Raw genomic sequence first — 18,177 nt, 5'->3', positions numbered from 1 at the left:
CACCATCACCCCGCACACCAAATTCCTGGCCGAGGCCTATATCCTGACCAAGGAAGAGGGCGGCCGTCACACCCCGTTCTTCACCAACTACCGCCCGCAGTTCTACTTCCGCACCACGGACGTGACCGGCATCGTGCACCTGAAGGAAGGTGTCGAGATGATCATGCCCGGCGACAACGCCGAGCTGAACGTCGAGCTGATCACCCCGATCGCCATGGAAGAAAAGCTGCGCTTCGCCATCCGCGAAGGCGGCCGCACGGTTGGAGCAGGCGTGGTCTCCAAGATCACCGAGTAATCGGCGACCTCAAGTCCGCGTAAGCGAACGGCCCCCGGAGCGATCCGGGGGCCGTTTTGCTGTGTGGGCCTCAGATAAACCGCACCACCACCCCCGGCCTGACCCCCGCGGCCAGCTGTTCGGCGTCCCAGTTGGTCAGGCGGACGCAGCCGTTCGAGGCGGTCTTGCCGATCTTCGAGGGATCGGGGGTGCCGTGGATGCCGTAGGTGTCGCGCGACAGGTCGATCCAGACCGTGCCGACCGGGTTGTTTGGACCGGCCGGAACCACGATCCGCTCATCGCCGCGGTCGTAGCTGACCCGTTCCGGATCATAGGTGTAGTCGGGCTCGGGGGCGACGCCGACCACGGTGACCGTGCCGGAGGGGGCGGGGCGCTCGGTTGAGCCGATGGTGGCGGGATAGAAGGCCAGGAGGGCGCCCGAGGCGTCGAATGCCCGGGCCGAACGTTCGGTCTTGTCGACGACGATACGGGCGACGCCGGTGAGGGGCGTATCGTTGACGGCGGGGACCACGAGGGTCTGGCCCGCCCGCCGGAAATCGACGCCGGGGTTCAGACCCTGGAGCAGGGCCTCGGTGACGTGGAACCGTTCGGCCAGACGTTCGAGTGGGCTGGAGAACTGCGTGCCGGCCCGGGCCGTCGTCGCCAGATCATCGCCGGGCAGCGGACTGAACGGTCCGGCGACATCGGCGGCGGTCAGGGTGTACTCGGCCATGACCGGGCCCGCATCGGCCGCGGCGAGACTTTGCAGCAGGGCGGCGTCAGCGGCGCCGTTCTCGCTGAGATCGTTGGCCTTGCGCCATGCGGCGACGGCTTGACGGGTGTTTTCGCCGCCCAGTCCGTCGATGACGCCGGGCGAGAAGCGCGAGCGATCGAGCAGGATCTGCAACCGGACCATGCCCGGATCCGGTGCATAGGCGGGCGTCGTCGCCCCTTCGGCCGGCGCAGGCGCCGGGGGCACCGCCGAAAGGAGGACGCCGGTTTCGATCTGGTCGGCGGACAGCAAGGCGGGGAGCTGCGCCTGCGGGGCCGGGGCCGCAGGCCGATCGGCTGGCGCCGGGTCCGGCGCGCCGCAGGCGGCAAGCGCGATCAGGCTGGTGGATGCAAGGATCAGACGAATGGACATGGGAAACCGGACAGTTGTGGCTCCGGACCCAATCCCTTGGCAGGTCAGGCGTTCCCGATCCGTCCCGGCAATGGGTCAGGCGTTTGGCTTGCCGGTCGCCGGGTCGGTGGCCGTTTCACCTGAATTGGACGAGCCCTCGGAGCCCTTCGGCTCGGTGGCGGGACGGGGCGGCGCGCCCTCGCGCGCGGGGGCGCGCTGGTCCTCCGTCTCGGTTTCGCGATTGGAGGGACGGTCGGGTGTCATGGGCGCTCCACTGGCATTGTCCGGGAGAGCAACGTCCGCAGAGGCCTGAGGCTCCGCACAGACTTCGTTCACCATGAACGCTCACCGGCCCGAAACGGGCGCCGGGTTAGACCTGCGCTGGAAGGGTGGTCCGTCATGGCCCTCCAAGGGACGGCTGCATGGCTTCGCTGAAGGTTGAAATCGTCGGGATCGATACGCTCGGCGATGCGGAGTGGGCGGCATGGCGCGCCATGCTGACCGCCAATCCGGCGCTGGGCAGTCCCTATTTCCGGCCCGAGTTCGCGCGGGTCGCCGGTTGCGTCAGCCCCAGGGCGGCGGTGGCCGTGTTCTCGCGCGGCGGCGAGACCGTGGGCTTCTTCCCGCATCAGCGGCGGGGCGGGGCAATGCAGCCGCTGGCGGCGCCGATGAACGACTATCATGGCGTCATCGCCTTTCCGGGCATGGCGCCGTCGCTGGAAGAGGCCGCGGAGGCGCTGGGCGCCACCCGCCTGAACCTCACCGCCTGGGTGGGGCCGAGCGGTCCGGGCGAGGACCGCCGCACGGTCCAGGTCGAGCTCGGCGACGACGGCTATGACGACTGGTACGCCGAGCGTCGGGCGACCCACGGCAAGTTCTTCAAGGACAAGGAGCGCGCCCGCCGCAGCATGGAGGCCGAGCTGGGGCCGCTGCGGGTCGAGCGGAATCTGCGTGATCCGGCGATGCTGGACTGGCTGATCGACCTGAAGAGGGATCAGTACCGGCGGACGGGCCGTCACGACATCTTCGCCTGCCGCTGGACCGCCGACCTGCTGCACGCCCTGCTCAAGGAAGAGGGCGACGGCTTTGGCGCCTCCATGGCCGCCCTGTGGGCCGGCGACCGGCTGACGGCGGTGGAGTATTCGCTGCACGCCGGCGACCAGTATCATTTCTGGTTCCCGGGATATGAGCCCAGTCTGTCGCGCTGCTCGCCGGGTATCCTGCTGAGCATGGACACCATGCGGCTGGCGGCGGAGCGCGGCTATCGCACCTTCGACTTCGGCTTCGAGGGCGAGCACTACAAGAAATACTTCTGCAACGGCTTCAAACTGGTGCGTGAGGCCGTGGTGCTGAGGCCCGGCCTCGGCGCCACCATGAGCCAGGCCGCCGTCGGGGCGTTGAATCTGGCCGGCGCCGGGCGGGGCGAACGGCTGCGCACCAGCGTGCGCCGCCGCTGGGCCGCCATTGAGGCCTGCGAGACCACCCCCGGCGCCCGGATGAAGGGAGCCATGCAGGCGGCGGGCGCCGCTCTTGCGAAGGTTCGTGCAACCGCCAGCCGCGTTCCGGCCTGAGACAGATGAAAAGCAACATCCAGACCCGCACCCGCTACACCGGCCCGATCGCCGAGGCCGGCGTCCATCCACACACGCTCGTGGAACAAGGCTTCGCCTCCGACGAGGCGCTGGCCGCGGTGCTCCACCGGTATCCGGCCGAACTGTTCGACATCAATCTGTACGACTATGACGACGAGGGTCAGGTCTCGCTGCGCACCGGCGCGCGCGGCAAGCTGGACGGGGCCGAACTGTTGGCCGCGATCCAGCAGGGGCGGCTGTGGGTCAATCTGCGCTCGGTCGAGACCGGCTGGCCTGAACTGTGGACCGCGGCCATGGCCGAGTTCGGCAAGGTGCAGAGGGCCTATCCCGGCCTGCGCGCCGTGAAGAACGCCGGCCAGCTGATCCTGTCCTCGCCCAAGGCGCGGGTGCCTTATCATTTCGACGCCGCGGGGGTGGTGCTGTTCCACATGCGCGGCCGTAAGCGGATCTTCGTCTATCCGGGCGACGAGGCGCATCTGACCGAGGTCGATATGGAGCAGGTGGTGTCGCGCCAGACCACCGAGGAACTGCCCTATGCCCGCGCCTTCGAGGCCGACGCCCAAGTCATGGACCTGGAGCCGGGACAGGCCCTGACCTGGCCGATCTATGCGCCGCACCGGGTCGAGAACCTGGACCGGTTCTGCGTCTCCCTGTCGATGGACTTCCAGACCTGGCCGTCTCGGTTCCGCAACGGGGCCCTGTTTACCAACGCCGTGCTGCGCAGCCGGGGCGGGACCCCGCGCTTCACGGACGGAATGGCGACGCCCGAACTGGCCGTGCGCTGGGCCGCCTCGCTGGCGTTGAAGCAGGCCGGGGCGCTGAAGAGCGGGATCGCGACGTTCGAACGGGACTTCGAGCCGGAGGTCGGGGTCGAGGACGGGGCGGGGGCGATCCGGGCCTAAGGAATAAAGCGGGGCCATCCCGTCGCGTTGGACGACCTGACCGCCCGGCCTTGCCGTCAGACGGTGTGTCGCCCGTGGACGGGTTCCGCCGCCGGTTACGGACCCCACCCTTGCAACACAAACATCGCGACCGTGGCGGCCGCCATGACCCCGGCCGCGATCCATCCGAAGACGCGCTGGGCGAGGGTGGCGACGAACGGGCCCATCTCATGGCGCCGGGACGCCACCACCATCATCGCCACCATGATCGGCACCGAGATCACACCGTTCAGAACGGCGCTCCAGAACAGCGCCTTGATCGGATCGATCGGGGAATAGGCGATGGCGATCCCTAGAAGGGTCGCCAGACCAATCACGGTATAGAATCCGACGGCCTCGCGCGGCTTTTGCTCAAGACCGATCTTCCAGCCGCGCGCCTCGCTAACGGCATAGGCCGCCGAGCCGGCCAGAACCGGTATGGCGAGCAGGCCTGTGCCGATGATGCCCAGGCTGAACAGCAGGAAGGCGAGGTCGCCGGCGATGGGCCTCAGCGCCTCGGCGGCCTGGGCCGACGTCTGGATGTCGGTCTTCCCGGCGGTGTGCAGCGTGACGGCGGTGGTCAGGATGATGAAGAAGGCGATGAGGTTCGAGAACCCCATGCCGATATAGGTGTCCCAGCGGATCCGGCTCAGTTGCGCCGGCGCCTGGTCGGGGTTGTCCAGCAGTGGTCCGGCCTCGGGGTCGGCCTCCTCGTCCTCCACCTCCTGGGAGGCCTGCCAGAAGAACAGATAGGGGCTGATCGTGGTGCCGAACACGGCCACCACCAGGGTCACTGTGGCCCCGTTCAGGGCGATCTGGGGCATCACCGTCCGGAGCGCGACCTCGCTCCAGTCGATCTGGACCGTGAAGACCACGCCGACATAGGCGAACAAAGCCAGGGTCAGCCATTTCAGGTAGCGGACATAGCGGTGGTAGGGAACGAGGATCTGCAGGGCCAGCGAGACCGCGGCGAACAGCAGGGTGAAGAGGTGCGGGCTCCCGCCCAGCACGAGCCTGGCCGCCGCGCCCATGGCGGCGAGGTCCGCGCCGATATTGATGGTGTTGGCGACCAACAGCAGCGTCACCAGCACCGTGACCACGCCGCGCGGAAACACCCGGCCCATGTTCGCCGCGAGGCCCCGTCCGGTGACGCGGCCGATCCGGGCGCTGATCATCTGGATTGCGGCCATCAGCGGATAGGTGAAGACCATGGTCCAGAGCATGTTGACGCCCAGCTGGGCGCCGGCCTGGGAATAGGTGGCGATGCCGCTGGGATCGTCGTCAGCGGCGCCCGTGATCAGTCCAGGCCCAAGCTTCTGGAACAGCGCCGCGCGGCGAAGTCTGTGGACGACGGGCTTCAACGCCGCATCCGATCCGGCGGTCCGGGACGGGTTCGACGGTCGCGACTTGTCCGGGACGCCTCCGCCGGACACGGGCCACCCCATGCCCGGCGCACGATCGAAGCGAACAAGGCGTTCGCCGAGAACCTTTGAGGCACATGTGACGCCATTCAACCACCTGTTCCAGCGGACGTTGCTTTGCCGACCGGGGGTGTCAGGGTCAAGTCGCATGCGTGCTTTTCGCGCGCCCGGTTCGAGCGCGACCTCGTACCGGGGTCGGCGCTGAGGACGGGGCCGGGGCGCTGCGCGCCTGAGCCCGCGGAGTGCGGTTTCTTACAACGAGGTCATGACCTCGATTTAAAGTGACTCAGCGACAGGGCGGTCGCACTTTCCGCGCACATTCCGGAGAGGGAACCCCTGTCATGAAACCCGTCATCGTTTCCGCCGTCGTCGTCGCCATCGCCGCCCTGGCCGCGCCAGCCTTCGCCAAGCCGGGACCCGAGGTCGAAATCCGTCACGCTGTCGCGCGTGTCGCTGTTATCGTCGAGGACCGCGCCGACATCGCCGTCGAGGTCGAGCAAGGCTCGTCCGGCCTTCCGCCCATCCAGGTGTCCCGCGTCGGCAATGAGGTCCGCATCGACGGGGGCCTTCGCCGCCGGGGCTTCCTGAATCGAGGCGACGGCATCCGTGAGTGCCGGTCCGGTCCGGACAACGCCCAACCCCCCGGGGATGGCGCCTCGGTCGAGGTGCGCGATCATGGCCGGATCAATATCTCCGACGCCCCGCTGATCGTTATCCGCACCCCGCGTCTCGTGGATGTTTCGGCGTCGGGCGCCGTGTTCGGCTCGGTCGGACGGGGCGCTTCGGGTGTGGACCTGGGCAGCAGCGGCTGCGGCTACTGGAACGTGGCCAACACCGAAGGCCCGGTGTCGCTCAGCATCGGGGGTTCCGGCGATATGCGTGCCGGCACCTCGACCTCGCTTGATATCAGCATCGGCGGGTCCGGCTCGGTCACGGCCGGCGCCACCCGCGGCCTTGAGGTCTCGATCGGAGGTTCGGGCGATGTCGCGGTCGCGCGGATCCAGGGCCCGCTGGATGTGTCAATCGCTGGCTCGGGTGATGTCGTGGTCCGGGACGGAACCAGCCCCGATGTCAGCATCAGCATCGCGGGGTCAGGTGATGTCGGCTTCGGCGGCGTGGCCGGGGACGTTGATGTTTCGATCGCTGGCGGTGGAGATGTAAACATCGCTCGCGCAACCGGTTCGATCAGCCGCTCCATCGTCGGTGGCGGAGACATTCGCATCGGCAGCTGATCCCCCTCAGCCGCCGCGAGTGAGAAGGCCCGGGAGCGTGGAACCCTCCGGGCCTTTTTCCTGTCCGCTGCTGGACGAAAGACCGTTCGGACACAGTTTCGCCGCTTGACGAAAGGGGACTCAATCGTCATAAGCGCCAACTCTTGTTGGACCGGCTGTGCATCCCGCGTGTTTTTGGGATGCAGACGCGGTTCGCGGGAACGACCTCGGACCTGTTCTTTGCAGTGACCCAGGACTTCAACGGCCTTCGCGGTTCGCTGCGTGGGCCGATCGTTTCTGCGGACGTGCGTACTCTGAAGGCATTCGTGCCTGAAGGCCTCCGGTCTTTGAAATGGTTCACAGGGACGCAGGTTCGCCTGCTTGGGAAATACGACCGATATGGATCAAAGCATCCGCATCAGGCTCAAGGCCTTCGATCACCGCGTCCTCGACTTTTCGACGCGCGAGATCGTGAACACGGCCAAGCGCACGGGCGCGACCGTTCGCGGTCCGATCCCCCTGCCGACCCTGATCGAAAAGTTCACCGTGAACCGCTCGCCGCACGTCGACAAGAAGTCGCGCGAGCAGTTTGAAATCCGCACGCACAAGCGTGTCCTCGATATCGTCGACCCCACCCCGCAGACTGTGGACGCGCTGATGAAGCTCGACCTGTCCGCCGGCGTGGATGTCGAGATCAAGATTTAATAAGAAAGAGGCGGGATCCGATGCGCACGGGCGTGATCGCCAAGAAACTGGGTATGACGCGTGTCTTCGCTGAAGACGGCGCGCATGTTCCAGTCACGATCTTGCAGCTGGATGGCTGTTTGGTCGTGGGTCAGCGGACTCAGGAGCGGGACGGCTACGTCGCCCTGCAGCTGGGCGCTGGCTCCAAAAAGGCCAAGAACACCAACAAGGCCCAGCGCGAGTCCTTCGCCAAGCTTGAGGTGGAGCCGAAGGCCTATGTCACCGAGTTCCGCATCGATGCGGACGCCATGATGGATGTGGGCTCCGAGTTCTCGGCTGACCATTTCGTCGCCGGCCAGAAGGTCGACGTCCAGGCCGAGACCATCGGCAAGGGCTTCGCCGGCGCCATGAAGCGCTGGAACTTCGGCGGTCTGCGGGCAACCCACGGCGTCTCGGTCTCGCACCGTTCGCATGGTTCGACCGGTCAGCGTCAGGATCCGGGCAAGACGTTCAAGGGCAAGAAGATGGCCGGCCACTACGGCTGTGAAGTTGTCACCACCCAGAACCTCACCGTGTTCCGCGTCGACGTCGAGCGTGGCCTGCTTCTGATCAAGGGCGCTGTCCCCGGTCACGAAGGCACCTGGGTCAAGGTCCGCGACGCCATCAAGAAGACCCGTCCGGCCGACGCTCCCTTCCCGGGCGGCATCAAGTCGAACGCCAAGGCTTCGGCCGAGCAACCCGCCGCCGCGGAAACGCCGGCTGAGGACGTTGCCGTCGTTGAGACCACCGAAGGCGGTGAAGCGTAATGAAAATCCCGGTCATCAAACTCGACGGCAAGGCCGCCGGTGACGTCGAACTGTCGGAAGCCGTCTTCGGCATCACCGACATTCGCGGCGACATCCTGGCCCGTTACGTCAACTGGCAACTGGCCAAGCGCCGCGCCGGCACCCACAAGGTCCAGACCCGGAACGAGAACTCTCGCACCGGCAAGAAGATGTACAAGCAGAAGGGAACCGGCGGCGCCCGTCACGGTTCGCGTCGCGCCCCCCAATTCGTCGGTGGTTCGCGCGCCTTCGGCCCGGTCGTTCGCGACCACGGCTTCTCCCTGCCCAAGAAGGTCCGCGCCCTGGCCCTGCGTCACGCGCTGTCGGCCAAGGTCGTCGCCGGTGATCTGGTCATCGTCGACAACATCTCGCTGAAGGACGCCAAGACCGCCGGTCTGCGCGAAACCCTCGGCAAGCTGGGCTGGACACGCACGCTGATCATCGCCGGTCCGGAAGTCGACACGAACTTCGGCCTGGCCGCCCGCAACATTCCGATGGTGAACGTCCTGCCGAACGCCGGCCTGAACGTTTACGACATCCTGCGCGCGGACAAGCTGGTGCTGACCAAGGCGGCCGTCGAGGCCATCGAAGCCACCTACAAGGACTACACCCCGTCACGTCGTGAAGCCGAGGCCGCTTCGGCCGCCAAACCGGCTGCCAAGACGAAGAAGGAGGCCGCGTAATGGCTGGCGCCAACCCCACTGCAAAACACTACGACACCATCCTGGCTCCGATCATCACGGAAAAGGCCACGATCCTGTCGGAGCAGAACAAGGTCGTATTCCGGGTTTCCGGCACCTCGACCAAGGACGAGATCGCCGCTGCGGTCGAAAGCCTGTTCAAGGTCAACGTCCTGAAGGTCAACACCCTGGTCCAGAAGGGCAAGACCAAGCGCTTCCGCGGCATCATGGGCCGTCGGGTCGACATCAAAAAAGCGATCGTGACGCTGGCTGAAGGCCAGTCGATCGACGTCACCACGGGGCTCTGATCAGATGGCCTTGAAAACCTACAATCCGACATCGCCGGGCCGTCGCGCCCTGGTGCTGATCGACCGTTCGGAGCTCCACAAGGGACGCCCCGAAAAGTCGCTGACCGAAGGCCTGACCAAGTCGGGCGGTCGCGGAGCCGGTGGTCGTATCGCCGTCCGCTTCCGCGGCGGCGGCGCCAAGACGCTGTACCGCAAGATCGACTTCAAGCGCCGCAAGTTCGCCACGGCGACCGTCGAGCGGCTGGAATACGATCCGAACCGGACCGCCTTCATCGCCCTCGTGATCTATGAGGACGGCGAAAAGGCCTACATCATCGCGCCGCAACGCCTGAAGGCGGGCGACACGGTCGTGGCCGGCGAAAAGGTCGATGTGAAGCCGGGCAATGCGATGCCGCTGCGCTCGGTGCCGGTCGGCACGATCATCCACAATGTCGAAATGAAGCCGGGCAAGGGCGCCCAGCTGGCCCGCTCGGCCGGCGCCTATGCCCAGCTGGTCGGCCGCGATCAGGGCTACGCCCAGATCCGTCTCGGCTCGGGCGAGCTTCGCATGGTTCTGGACGGCTGCATGGCCACGGTGGGCGCGGTTTCGAACCCCGACCACATGAACCAGAACCTCGGCAAGGCCGGCCGCGTCCGTCACATGGGCTGGCGTCCGCACGTTCGCGGCGTCGCCATGAACCCGATCGACCACCCGCACGGTGGTGGTGAAGGCCGGACCTCTGGTGGTCGCACCCCGGTTACGCCGTGGGGCAAGGACACCAAGGGCACCCGCACCCGCAAGAACAAGGCGACGGACAAGTTCATCATCCGTACCCGCCACGTTAAGAAGGCTCGCTAAAGATGGCTCGCTCCTCCTGGAAAGGCCCGTTTGTCGACGGGTATCTGCTCAAGAAGGCCGACGCCGTTTCGACGTCGGGCCGTAAGGACGTGATCAAGACGTGGTCGCGCCGCTCCACCATCCTGCCGCAGTTTGTCGGCCTGACCTTCGGCGTCCACAACGGCCTCAAGCATGTGCCGGTGTCGGTCTCCGAAGAAATGGTCGGCATGAAGCTCGGCGAGTTCGCCCCGACCCGGTCGTTCCCCGGGCACGCGGCGGACAAGAAGGCCAAAAGGAAATAACTGATGGCCCAGACCAAAAACCCCCGTCGGTCCGCCCCGACCGAAGCGCGCGCCAAGCTGGTGAACGTCCGGATCAGCCCTCAGAAGCTGAACCTGGTCGCCCAGTCGATCCGCGGCCTGCCGGTGCAGAAGGCGCTGAACGAGCTGGAATTCAGCCGTAAGCGCATCGCCACCGACGTCCGCAAGGTGCTGTATTCGGCCGTGTCCAACGCCGAGAACAACCACAACCTCGACATCGACAACCTGGTCGTGGCCGAGGCCTTCGTGGGCAAGAACCTGGTGATGAAGCGTTTCGCGAGCCGTGCTCGTGGCCGCTCGTCGCGCATCCTGAAACCTTTCGCGGAGATCACCATCGTGGTCCGCGAAGCCGGTGAGGCCGCCTGATGGGTCAGAAAGTCAATCCGATCGGTCTGCGCCTCGGCGTCAACCGTACGTGGGACAGCCGCTGGTTCGCCCGCGGCGCCGAATACGCCAAGCTGCTGCATCAGGACCTCAAGCTGCGCACGTGGCTGAAAGAACGCCTGAACGCCGCCGGCGTGTCGCGCATCATCATCGAGCGTCCGCACAAGAAGTGCCGCGTGACGATCTACGCCGCCCGTCCGGGTGTCGTGATCGGCAAGAAGGGCGCTGACATCGAGAAGCTCCGCAAGGACATCTCGGCGCGCACCGAGGGTGAGGTTCACCTGAACATCGTCGAAGTGCGCAAGCCCGAGACGGACGCCCAGCTGATCGCCGAGAACATCGCGCAGCAGCTGGAACGCCGGATCGCCTTCCGCCGCGCCATGAAGCGTTCGATGCAGTCGGCCATGCGTCTCGGCGCCAAGGGCGTCCGCATCAACGTGTCGGGCCGCCTCGGCGGCGCCGAAATCGCGCGGATGGAATGGTATCGCGAAGGCCGCGTGCCGCTGCACACCCTGCGCGCCGACATCGACTACGGCTTCATCCAGGCCAAGACGACCTACGGCATCATCGGTGTGAAGGTGTGGGTCTTCAAAGGCGAGGTGCTGGAGCACGACCCGATGGCGCAGGACAAGCGCTGGGCGGCCGAGGCTGCCGGTCCGTCGTCCAACGAAGGCCGTGAACGCGGCGGTCCCCGTGGCGACCGCGGTCCGCGTCGCGACCGGGCACGTGAGAGCTAAGTCATGCTGCAACCGAAAAAGACCAAATACCGCAAGGCCTTCAAGGGCCGCATCCATGGCGCCGCCAAGGGCGGCTTCTCGCTGAACTTCGGGTCGTATGGCCTGAAGACGGTGGAGCCGGAACGCATCACTGCGCGTCAGATCGAGGCGGCCCGCCGCGCGATCACCCGCCAGATGAAGCGCCAGGGCCGCGTCTGGATCCGCGTCTTCCCCGACCTGCCCGTCACGGGCAAACCGGCCGAAGTCCGCATGGGCAAGGGCAAGGGCGCCGTGGATCACTGGGCGGCGCGCTGCCACCCGGGCCGGATCCTGTTTGAAATCGACGGCGTGCCGGACGACGTGGCCCGCGAGGCCCTGCGTCTCGGCGCCGCCAAGCTGCCGGTCCGTACGAAGGTGGTCACCCGCCTCGACGCCGGTGTCTCGCACGTGGAGCACGTAGGCGCATGACCAAGATCGCCGACCTCCGGGCCCAGACGCCCGACCAGCTGTCCGATGAGCTGCTGAAGCTCAAGAAGGAACAGTTCAACCTGCGCTTCCAGGCCGCCACCGGCCAGATGGAAAAGACCCATCGGGTCTCGGAAGTGCGCAAGGACATCGCCCGTATTTCCACGCTTCTGCGTGCGAACCGCGCGGCGGCTTAAGGAAACGAAGATGCCCAAACGAGTTCTCGAAGGCGTGGTCGTCTCCGACAAGGGCGACAAGACTGTCGTCGTCGTCGTCCAACGCACCCTGCTGCACCCGGTCCTGAAAAAGATCGTGCGCCTGTCCAAGAAGTATCACGCTCACGACGAAGCCAACGCCCTCAAGGTGGGCGATCAGGCCCGCATCATCGAGTGCGCCCCCAAGTCCAAGCTGAAGCGCTGGGAAGTCCTGTCGGACTCCTCGGCCTCGGCCTCGTAATCAGAAAGATCTGATCAAATGATCCAGATGCAAACTAACCTGGAGGTAGCCGATAATTCGGGTGCTCGCCGGGTCATGTGCATCAAGGTGTTGGGCGGCTCCAAGCGCCGCTACGCCTCGGTGGGCGACACGATTGTCGCTTCGGTGAAGGAAGCCATTCCTCGCGGCCGCGTGAAGAAGGGCGACGTCGTGCGCGCCATCGTCGTGCGCACCGCCAAGGACATCATGCGCAAGGACGGCTCTGTCATTCGCTTCGACAAGTCGGCCGCCGTCATCGTCAACAAGCAGAACGAGCCGGTCGGCACGCGGATCTTCGGCCCGGTTCCCCGCGAACTGCGCGCCAAGAACCACATGAAGATCATCTCTCTGGCTCCGGAGGTCCTGTAGTCATGGCCGCCAAGATCAAAACCGGCGACAACGTCGTGGTCCTCACGGGCAAGGACAAGGGCCGCACCGGCAAGGTGACCAAGGTCCTGCCGACCGCGAACCGCGTCATGGTGCAGGGGATCAACATGGTCCAGCGCCACACCCGCCCGACCCAGGCCGACCCCCAGGGCGGCATCAAGAACAAGGAAGCGTCGCTTCACCTGTCGAACGTCGCGATCGCCGACGCCAACGGCAAGGCGGCCCGCGTCGGCTTCCGCATGGAAGGCGACAAGAAGGTTCGCTTCGCCAAGACGACGGGAGACGTCATCTAATGGCCGAGACCAAATACACCCCGCGCCTCAAGGGCGAGTACAACGACCGCATCAAGGGCGTGCTGACCGAGAAGTTCGGCTACACCAACCCCATGCAGATGCCCAAGCTGGACAAGATCGTCCTCAACATGGGCATCGGTGAAGCCGTGGCCGACACCAAGAAGGCGAACGCCGCCCTCAAGGATCTGGCCGCCATCGCCGGTCAGAAGCCCGTCGCCACCAAGGCCCGTAACTCCATCGCCGGCTTCAAGCTGCGCGAAGGGATGGTCATCGGCGGCAAGGTCACGCTGCGCGGCGACCAGATGTACGAGTTCCTCGACCGCCTGATCACGATCGCGCTGCCGCGCGTGAAGGATTTCCGCGGCCTGAAGCCGACCTCGTTCGACGGGCGCGGCAACTACGCCATGGGCCTCAAGGAACACATCGTGTTCCCGGAGATCAACTACGACCAGATCGACCAGATGTGGGGCATGGACATCATCGTCTGCACCACGGCCAAGACCGATGACGAGGCGCGCGCGCTTCTCACCGAGTTCAAGTTCCCGTTCGTGACGAACTGAGCGGGAAGGGAAAGAAACCATGGCTAAGAAAAGCGCCGTAAACCGCAACGAGATGGTCAAGGCCCTCGTCGCGAAATACGCCGACAAGCGTGCCGCCCTGAAGGCGACCGCCAACAACGAATCCCTGCCCCTTGAGGAGCGTTTCGAAGCGCGCCTGAAGCTGGCCAAGCTGCCGCGCAACTCGGCCGCCAACCGGATTCGCAACCGCTGCGAAGTGACGGGCCGTCCGCGGGCCTTCTACCGCAAGCTCAAGATGAGCCGGATCGCCCTGCGCGAACTCGGCAACCTGGGTCAGATCCCGGGTCTGACCAAGTCCAGTTGGTAAGGGGAGCGACAGACATGATGATCAACGATCCCCTGAGCGACATGATCGCTCGCATCCGGAACGCGCACATGCGCAAGCGTTCCAAGGTGCTCACCCCGGCTTCCCGCCTACGTCAGCGCGTCCTCGACGTGCTGCAGGACGAGGGCTACATCCGCGGCTACGCGCTGGTTCAGAACCCCGGCGAGTTCCCGCAGTTCGAGATCGAGCTGAAATACTTCGACGGTCAGCCGGTCATCGCCGAGATCGCCCGCGTGTCCAAGCCGGGCCGCCGCGTCTACTCCGCGATCTCCGACCTGAAGCCGATCAAGAACGGCCTCGGCATCTCGATCCTCTCCACGTCCAAGGGCGTCATGTCGGATACCTCGGCTCGCGAAGCCAAGGTGGGCGGCGAAGTCCTCTGCAGGGTCTACTAAGATGTCCCGTATCGGAAAACGCACCATTGAAGTGCCGAAGGGCGTGACCGTCACGCTCGACGGCCAGACGGTCTCGGTGAAGGGTCCCAAGGGCGAACGCTCCTGGACCGTCGCCGACGAGATCGAAGTCGCCCAGGGCGACGACGGCCTGAACCTGACCATGCGCGAAGACAACCAGCGTTCGCGGGCCATGTGGGGCCTGTCGCGCACCCTGGTCGATAACATGGTCGTCGGCGTCACCACCGGCTTTGAAAAGAGCCTGGACCTGGTCGGCGTGGGCTATCGCGCCGCGATGAAGGGCAACGCCCTGTCGCTGCAGCTCGGCTTCTCGCACGATGTCGACATCCAGCCGCCTGCCGGCGTCACCTTCGCGGTGCCCAAGCAGACGGAAATCAAGATCTCCGGCGCCGACAAGCAGGCCGTCGGTCAGATCGCCGCCGTCATCCGCAAGCTGCGTCCGCCGGAGCCCTACAAGGGCAAGGGCGTCCGCTACACGGGCGAAAAGGTCCGGCGCAAGGAAGGCAAGAAGAAGTAGGTCATGGCTCTCTCTCTTCGACAACAAGCCCAGCGCCGTACCGAGCGCACTCGCCGCCGCCTGAAGGCTGTCGCCAACGGACGCCTGCGTCTGTCGGTGCACCGTTCGGACAAGAACATCTCGGCCCAGATCATCGACGACCTGAACGGCGTCACGATCGCCGCCGCTTCCTCGCTGGAAGGCGAGAAGGGCAAGAAGGCCAAGGGTTCCGACGTGGCGGCCGCCGCCCTGATCGGCAAACTGATCGCCGAGCGCGCCATCGAGAAGGGCGTCAAGGACGTCGTGTTCGATCGCGGCGGCTACATCTATCACGGACGGGTGAAGGCGCTGGCTGATGCCGCGCGTGAAGCCGGCCTGAATTTCTAAGGGACGCGACAGATGGCGCAAACACCCCAACGCGGCGGCGGCGGCAACGATCGCAACCGTCGTGACAACCGCAACGCTCCCGCCGAAGGTCCGGATTCGGACATCGTCGAGAAGCTGGTCCACATCAACCGCGTCGCCGCCACCGTCAAAGGCGGCCGCCGGTTCTCGTTCGCGGCCCTGATGGTCGTCGGCGACGGCAAGGGCCGCGTCGGCTTCGGTCACGGCAAGGCGCGCGAAGTGCCGGAAGCCATCCGCAAGGCGACCGAAGAAGCCAAGAAGACCATGATCCGCGTTCCGCTGCGCGAGAACCGCACCCTGCATCACGACGGCAACGGTCGTTGGGGCGCCGGCAAGATCATGATGCGCGCCGCCCCTCCCGGGACCGGCGTCATCGCGGGCGGTCCGATGCGCGCCGTGCTCGAAACCCTCGGCGTCCAGGACGTGGTGGGCAAGTCGACCGGTTCGTCGAACCCCTACAACATGATCCGCGCCACGTTCGAGGCTCTCAAGGTCCAGTCGTCGCCCCGTCAGGTCGCGTCCAAGCGCGGCAAGAAGGTCGCCGATCTGATGGGCCGCCGCAACGACGGCGCCTCGGCTCCGGAAGCGGCGCCTGAAGCGCAGGAAGCCTAAGATATGGCCAAGACCGAATCCAAAGCCACCGTCACCGTCCGCCAGACCGGCAGCCCGATCCGCCGCAAGTCGGACCAGCGCGCCACCCTGTCGGGCCTGGGCCTCAACCGCATGGGCCGTGAGTCCACGCTGGAAGACACCCCCTCGGTTCGCGGCATGATCGCCAAGGTCGCCCACCTGACCGAGATCGTCGAAAAGTAAGTTCAGTGGCGAGTGGTTAGTGGCGAGTGACGAGTGAAGGTGTTCGGGATCAACCCGCTGCATTCTTCTCGCCACTCGCCACTCGCCACTCGCCACTACTTTCCACAGCCGAGTCTGGCTCGCCAGGCGCTAGCACCCGAAAGGATCAGGCACATGAAACTCAACGAAATTCGCGACAACGAGGGCGCCCACAAGAAGCGCATGCGCGTCGGCCGCGGCCCGGGTTCGGGCAAGGGCAAGACCGCCGGTCGCGGCGTCAAGGGTCAGAAGTCGCGTTCGGGCGTCGCCATCGGCGGCTTCGAAGGCGGCCAGATGCCGCTGTACATGCGGATGCCCAAGCGCGGCTTCAACAATCCGGGCGCGCTCAAGCTGGCCGAAGTAAACCTGTGGCGCCTGCAGGACGCCATCGACGCCAAGAAGCTGGACATCAAGGGCGAGATCAAGGGCGACGCCCTGGTCGCGGCCGGCGTGATCCGTCGCGTCAAGGACGGCGTCCGCATCCTGGGCACCGGTGAGATCAAGTCCAAGCTGAACCTGGTCGTCTGGTCGGCCTCGGCCGGCGCCATCAAGGCCGTCGAGGCCGCCGGCGGCACCGTCGTTCAGGAGCGCATCGCCGCTGAAGCCAAGGCCGCCGCGCGCATCGAGAAGCGCAACGCCGCCAAGGGCAAGGCTCCGCCGGCCAAGGCGCCGCGTGGCGACGCCAACAAGATCTCGGCCCGCACCACGCGGACCGCCGCGAAGAAATAAGCTTGAAGGGCGCCCTCGCTAAGCGGGCGCCCTTCGCCTATCTGGACGCTGGCGCCGGATTCAGGTCCGATGCGCCGCGTTCTGACAAGTCGGGGTGACGACATATGGCTTCGGCCGCCGAACAACTCGCAGCAAACATGAACATGGGCTCGTTCGCCAAGGCGACCGAGCTGCACAAACGTCTGCTGTTCACGATCATGGCGCTGCTGATCTACCGCATCGGCACCTATGTGCCGGTTCCGGGGATCAACTCGGAAGCCTTCCTGGCCTTCTTCCAGAATCCGGACAGCCAGCGCGGCGTGCTGGACATGGTCAACATGTTCTCGGGCGGCGCTGTCGAGCGGTTCGCCGTCTTCGCCCTGAACGTGATGCCGTATATTTCGGCTTCGATCATCGTCCAGCTGATGGGCGCGGTCTATCCGCCGTGGGAGAAGCTGAAGAAGGAAGGCGGGGAGAGCGGCCGCAAACAGCTGAACCAGTACACCCGCTATCTGACTGTCGTGCTGGCCCTGTTCCAGTCGACCGGCATCGCCTTCGGCCTGAACGCCCAGCCCAATCTGATCGACCAGCCGGGCATCTTCTTCATCATCTCGACGGTCACTGTCCTGACCGGCGGCACCATGTTCCTGATGTGGCTGGGCGAGCAGGTGACGGCGCGCGGCGTCGGCAACGGCATCTCGCTGATCATCTTCGCCGGCATTGTCGCCGTCCTGCCCGGCACCGTCGCCCGCATGTTCGGCCTGGCCCAGCAGGGCCAGATGTCGCCCTTCACCCTGCTGTTCATCACCGTGATGATGATCGGCGTCGTTGTCTTCATCGTCTTCATGGAACGGGCCCAGCGCCGGCTGCTGATCCAGTATCCGAAGCGCCAGGAAGGCAACCGGATGGCCGGGGGCGAGCGCTCGTTCCTGCCGCTGAAGGTCAACACCGCCGGCGTCATTCCGCCGATCTTCGCCTCCTCGCTGCTGATGCTGCCGACCACGGTGGCCCAGATGACCGCCAATGCGAACCTGCCGTCGTGGATGGGCTGGTTGCCGATGGTCACCGCCCAGATGCAGCACGGCCAGCCGGTGTTCATGCTGCTGTACGGCGCGCTGATCGTCTTCTTCTGCTTCTTCTACACCTCGATCACATTCAATCCCGAGGACACGGCGGAAAACCTGCGCAAATACGGCGGCTTCCTGCCGGGCATTCGTCCGGGCAAGCGGACAGCGGAATACCTGGACTATGTCCTGACCCGCCTGACCGTGATCGGCGCCGCCTACATCACCGCGGTCTGCCTGCTGCCGGAAATGGTCATCGCCAACTTCGGTTCGGGCCTGGCTTTCGGCGGCACCTCGATCCTGATCGTGGTCTCGGTGACCATGGACACCGTGGCGCAGATCCAGTCCCAGCTGCTGGCTCACCAGTACGAAGGTCTGATCAAGAAAGCCAAACTGCGCGGTCGCGGCAAGACTCCTGGCAAGGGCGTCACCGCCCCCGCCCGGCGCTAGAGCCGGTCCGGAGG

Annotated in this window: 27 protein-coding genes and 2 pseudogenes; 26 read left to right on the top strand and 3 right to left on the bottom strand. The window is 65.8% G+C overall.

All coding sequences use genetic code 11. From position 1 onward, the window contains the following. Positions 1–295: pseudogene (gene tuf / locus Q8K49_RS14760) on the top strand (elongation factor Tu); the annotation flags it as partial. A 70-nt stretch (positions 296–365) separates the two neighbouring features. Here the strand turns inward: tuf and Q8K49_RS14755 are convergent. Next, the gene (locus Q8K49_RS14755; protein ID WP_305306839.1) at positions 366–1,418 is read right to left on the bottom strand and encodes a L,D-transpeptidase; all 1,053 of its coding nucleotides are present in this window, start codon (positions 1,416–1,418) and stop codon (positions 366–368) included. A gap of 75 nt (positions 1,419–1,493) precedes the next feature. Continuing rightward, a complete protein-coding gene (locus tag Q8K49_RS14750) occupies positions 1,494–1,661 on the bottom strand; it encodes a hypothetical protein (protein WP_305306838.1) in 168 nt (55 codons plus the stop codon). Positions 1,662–1,819: 158 nt separating this feature from the next. Here Q8K49_RS14750 and Q8K49_RS14745 point away from each other — a divergent pair, with 158 nt between their 5' ends. Next, positions 1,820–2,968 (top strand): GNAT family N-acetyltransferase, encoded by a 1,149-nt coding sequence (locus tag Q8K49_RS14745; RefSeq protein WP_305306837.1) that lies wholly within the window; start codon positions 1,820–1,822, stop codon positions 2,966–2,968. A 5-nt stretch (positions 2,969–2,973) separates the two neighbouring features. After that, positions 2,974–3,891, top strand: coding sequence for a cupin-like domain-containing protein (locus Q8K49_RS14740; protein ID WP_305306836.1), 918 nt, complete (start codon positions 2,974–2,976; stop codon positions 3,889–3,891). Positions 3,892–3,986: 95 nt separating this feature from the next. Here the strand turns inward: Q8K49_RS14740 and Q8K49_RS14735 are convergent, their stop codons facing one another. After that, the gene (locus tag Q8K49_RS14735) at positions 3,987–5,270 is read right to left on the bottom strand and encodes an NRAMP family divalent metal transporter (protein WP_305306835.1); all 1,284 of its coding nucleotides are present in this window, start codon (positions 5,268–5,270) and stop codon (positions 3,987–3,989) included. Between the two features lie 401 nt (positions 5,271–5,671). Between Q8K49_RS14735 and Q8K49_RS14730 the strand changes: the two genes are divergently transcribed. The 23 genes and pseudogenes from Q8K49_RS14730 (at position 5,672) to secY (ending at position 18,163) form a co-directional block, all read left to right on the top strand. Further along, on the top strand, positions 5,672–6,562 hold the full coding sequence (locus Q8K49_RS14730) for a GIN domain-containing protein (RefSeq protein ID WP_305306834.1): 891 nt from the start codon (positions 5,672–5,674) through the stop codon (positions 6,560–6,562). A 378-nt stretch (positions 6,563–6,940) separates the two neighbouring features. Continuing rightward, positions 6,941–7,246 carry a 30S ribosomal protein S10 gene (gene rpsJ, locus Q8K49_RS14725; RefSeq protein WP_003164367.1) on the top strand — a complete coding sequence of 102 codons (306 nt, stop codon included), beginning with the start codon at positions 6,941–6,943 and terminating at the stop codon, positions 7,244–7,246. A gap of 20 nt (positions 7,247–7,266) precedes the next feature. Next, a complete protein-coding gene (gene rplC / locus Q8K49_RS14720) occupies positions 7,267–8,031 on the top strand; it encodes a 50S ribosomal protein L3 (protein ID WP_305306833.1) in 765 nt (254 codons plus the stop codon). Then, positions 8,031–8,732 (top strand): 50S ribosomal protein L4, encoded by a 702-nt coding sequence (gene rplD / locus Q8K49_RS14715; protein WP_305306832.1) that lies wholly within the window; start codon positions 8,031–8,033, stop codon positions 8,730–8,732. The genes rplC and rplD overlap by 1 nt, the downstream gene beginning before the upstream one ends. Beyond that, positions 8,732–9,037: a 50S ribosomal protein L23 gene (locus tag Q8K49_RS14710; protein ID WP_055832134.1), complete on the top strand. Its 306-nt coding sequence runs from the start codon at positions 8,732–8,734 to the stop codon at positions 9,035–9,037. The genes rplD and Q8K49_RS14710 overlap by 1 nt, the downstream gene beginning before the upstream one ends. 4 nt (positions 9,038–9,041) lie before the next feature. Next, positions 9,042–9,875, top strand: coding sequence for a 50S ribosomal protein L2 (gene rplB / locus Q8K49_RS14705; protein ID WP_305306831.1), 834 nt, complete (start codon positions 9,042–9,044; stop codon positions 9,873–9,875). Positions 9,876–9,877: 2 nt separating this feature from the next. Beyond that, positions 9,878–10,156 carry a 30S ribosomal protein S19 gene (gene rpsS / locus Q8K49_RS14700; protein WP_292065621.1) on the top strand — a complete coding sequence of 93 codons (279 nt, stop codon included), beginning with the start codon at positions 9,878–9,880 and terminating at the stop codon, positions 10,154–10,156. A gap of 3 nt (positions 10,157–10,159) precedes the next feature. After that, a complete protein-coding gene (gene rplV / locus Q8K49_RS14695; protein ID WP_305306830.1) occupies positions 10,160–10,540 on the top strand; it encodes a 50S ribosomal protein L22 in 381 nt (126 codons plus the stop codon). Beyond that, positions 10,540–11,295, top strand: a complete 756-nt coding sequence (rpsC, locus tag Q8K49_RS14690; RefSeq protein ID WP_284223196.1) for a 30S ribosomal protein S3 — start codon at positions 10,540–10,542, stop codon at positions 11,293–11,295. The genes rplV and rpsC overlap by 1 nt, the downstream gene beginning before the upstream one ends. 3 nt (positions 11,296–11,298) lie before the next feature. Then, on the top strand, positions 11,299–11,742 hold the full coding sequence (rplP, locus tag Q8K49_RS14685; protein WP_055832145.1) for a 50S ribosomal protein L16: 444 nt from the start codon (positions 11,299–11,301) through the stop codon (positions 11,740–11,742). Beyond that, complete coding sequence (rpmC, locus tag Q8K49_RS14680) at positions 11,739–11,936, top strand: 50S ribosomal protein L29 (RefSeq protein ID WP_305306829.1); 198 nt, start codon at positions 11,739–11,741, stop codon at positions 11,934–11,936. Before rplP ends, rpmC begins: the two co-directional genes overlap by 4 nt. Before the next feature lie 10 nt (positions 11,937–11,946). Continuing rightward, positions 11,947–12,195 (top strand): 30S ribosomal protein S17, encoded by a 249-nt coding sequence (rpsQ, locus tag Q8K49_RS14675; protein WP_055832150.1) that lies wholly within the window; start codon positions 11,947–11,949, stop codon positions 12,193–12,195. Between the two features lie 18 nt (positions 12,196–12,213). Next, positions 12,214–12,582 carry a 50S ribosomal protein L14 gene (rplN, locus tag Q8K49_RS14670; RefSeq protein WP_055832151.1) on the top strand — a complete coding sequence of 123 codons (369 nt, stop codon included), beginning with the start codon at positions 12,214–12,216 and terminating at the stop codon, positions 12,580–12,582. A gap of 2 nt (positions 12,583–12,584) precedes the next feature. Beyond that, positions 12,585–12,893: a 50S ribosomal protein L24 gene (rplX, locus tag Q8K49_RS14665; protein ID WP_305306828.1), complete on the top strand. Its 309-nt coding sequence runs from the start codon at positions 12,585–12,587 to the stop codon at positions 12,891–12,893. Beyond that, complete coding sequence (gene rplE / locus Q8K49_RS14660; protein WP_305306827.1) at positions 12,893–13,453, top strand: 50S ribosomal protein L5; 561 nt, start codon at positions 12,893–12,895, stop codon at positions 13,451–13,453. The genes rplX and rplE overlap by 1 nt, the downstream gene beginning before the upstream one ends. A 19-nt stretch (positions 13,454–13,472) precedes the next feature. Beyond that, positions 13,473–13,778: a 30S ribosomal protein S14 gene (rpsN, locus tag Q8K49_RS14655; protein WP_055832157.1), complete on the top strand. Its 306-nt coding sequence runs from the start codon at positions 13,473–13,475 to the stop codon at positions 13,776–13,778. A gap of 14 nt (positions 13,779–13,792) precedes the next feature. Continuing rightward, positions 13,793–14,191, top strand: a complete 399-nt coding sequence (gene rpsH, locus Q8K49_RS14650) for a 30S ribosomal protein S8 (RefSeq protein WP_305306826.1) — start codon at positions 13,793–13,795, stop codon at positions 14,189–14,191. Position 14,192: 1 nt separating this feature from the next. Continuing rightward, on the top strand, positions 14,193–14,726 hold the full coding sequence (gene rplF / locus Q8K49_RS14645) for a 50S ribosomal protein L6 (protein ID WP_284223200.1): 534 nt from the start codon (positions 14,193–14,195) through the stop codon (positions 14,724–14,726). 3 nt (positions 14,727–14,729) lie between these two features. Next, complete coding sequence (gene rplR, locus Q8K49_RS14640; RefSeq protein ID WP_305306825.1) at positions 14,730–15,092, top strand: 50S ribosomal protein L18; 363 nt, start codon at positions 14,730–14,732, stop codon at positions 15,090–15,092. 12 nt (positions 15,093–15,104) lie between these two features. Then, positions 15,105–15,722, top strand: a complete 618-nt coding sequence (gene rpsE / locus Q8K49_RS14635) for a 30S ribosomal protein S5 (RefSeq protein WP_300467187.1) — start codon at positions 15,105–15,107, stop codon at positions 15,720–15,722. A 3-nt stretch (positions 15,723–15,725) separates the two neighbouring features. After that, complete coding sequence (gene rpmD / locus Q8K49_RS14630; protein WP_284223202.1) at positions 15,726–15,923, top strand: 50S ribosomal protein L30; 198 nt, start codon at positions 15,726–15,728, stop codon at positions 15,921–15,923. A 153-nt stretch (positions 15,924–16,076) separates the two neighbouring features. Next, positions 16,077–16,538, top strand: a pseudogene (rplO, locus tag Q8K49_RS14625) (50S ribosomal protein L15); the annotation flags it as partial. A gap of 236 nt (positions 16,539–16,774) precedes the next feature. Continuing rightward, positions 16,775–18,163 carry a preprotein translocase subunit SecY gene (secY, locus tag Q8K49_RS14620; RefSeq protein WP_305306824.1) on the top strand — a complete coding sequence of 463 codons (1,389 nt, stop codon included), beginning with the start codon at positions 16,775–16,777 and terminating at the stop codon, positions 18,161–18,163. Positions 18,164–18,177: the final 14 nt, after the last annotated feature.

This window comes from Brevundimonas sp., from assembly GCF_030682035.1.
In the GTDB taxonomy this organism is placed as follows: domain Bacteria; phylum Pseudomonadota; class Alphaproteobacteria; order Caulobacterales; family Caulobacteraceae; genus Brevundimonas.
This window is presented reverse-complemented; position numbering and strand designations above follow the sequence as displayed.